Origin of the sequence: Rhodanobacter spathiphylli B39 (assembly GCF_000264295.1) — a bacterium.
Classification (GTDB): domain Bacteria; phylum Pseudomonadota; class Gammaproteobacteria; order Xanthomonadales; family Rhodanobacteraceae; genus Rhodanobacter; species Rhodanobacter spathiphylli.
Genome location: NZ_AJXT01000069.1, coordinates 1 through 1,284 on the forward strand (window position 1 = coordinate 1; position 1,284 = coordinate 1,284).

Below are 1,284 nucleotides of genomic sequence, written 5' to 3' on the forward strand. Positions count from 1 at the left end.
GCAAAATCAGAGTTTCCTTAAGTCAATTTGGTCATCAATTGAGAAGTAGTCAGAACAACATTAGGGTCATACGACTATCAAGTGCAAGCAAAAGGTGGGCAAAAGGGGTTGGGCAAAAGGGGTCAGAGACATTATCCGACGAGGAGTGGTGGTCTGAGCTGTTGATGGGGCTTGGTTCGGGCTGCGAGGATGGGGCTGGTCAGAAGATGGCGGGAGGCCGTCATGCCACGTCAGTGCCGTCTGGACTTGCCCGGGGTTCCGCAACACGTCATCCAGCGCGGGAACAATCGCCAGCCGTGCTTCCTGCGCGTGCAGGACTACCTGTGCTACCTGAGTCAGCTCGGTGAGGCAGCGCTGGCAGATCTTGGGGTCAGGTCTTGTTTTACCACATTGCCACATTGCCAGGCGCAGGCGGCCTCTACGTCCCGCCCACTTCGCATTGAGTTCGCTGGCGCGTTGTATCACGTGATGGCGCGGGGGTGATGCGCAACGCTCTTCCTCGACGAGGAGGAGCGCCAGGTGTTCTGAAGGTCGCGTTGCGCGGCAGAAATGTGGCAAAACAAGACCTGACCCTTAGTTGGTCCTGACCAGCTACCTGTCCGGCGCGCGCCGCCAGCTCACCGACCCCAAGGGCAACATCACCACCACCAGCTACCAGGTGTTCGACCAGCCCGGTGGCGACGGCGTCATCAAGGTGCAGGCGCCGCAGGGCATCACCCAGACCATTGCCCGCGACCTCTACGGCAACCCGCTGTCGATCACCCAGTCCGGCCTGTACGGCACCGAGCAGGACAGCCTCACCAGGCATCTTTACTACGACATCTACCACCGCCTGTGCCGCAGCAGCGAACCGGAAAGCGGCAGCACCGTGATGCACTACGACGCGGCCAACAACCTGGACTGGAGCGCCACCGGCCTGGGCATCACTGGTAGCGCGTGCAGCCAGGACCAGGTGGCCACGGGTGCCAAAACCGCTCGCACCTACGATGCGATGAACCCAATCAAAGGGGACGGAGGTAATTAAATCTCGATCTTTGATCTTGGCCGCCCGCGTGGGCGGCAAGCAACAGGTCTTCCCAGCGTTTTCTCCACCATGCGCTGAAACCGCTCATCGCCGAGTGCGCGCTCCTGATTCACGTGTTGCCGGATACGGGCAAGGTCATCGTCGGTCACGCCCTCCCGCAGCCATGTCCGATAGGCTTCACAGCGTTCTTCGGAACTACGGCCCAGTGCCAAGTAGAGCAAAAATCAAAGGGGACGGAGGCTGAGGTTTCCCCACGAATC

At 60.2% G+C, this 1,284-nt stretch carries 1 protein-coding gene; it reads left to right on the forward strand.

The features are described from left to right. The first annotated feature begins 577 nt into the window (after window positions 1-577). A complete protein-coding gene (locus UU7_RS16840) occupies window positions 578-1,024 on the forward strand; it encodes a hypothetical protein (RefSeq protein ID WP_007810493.1) in 447 nt (148 codons plus the stop codon). Window positions 1,025-1,284: the final 260 nt, after the last annotated feature.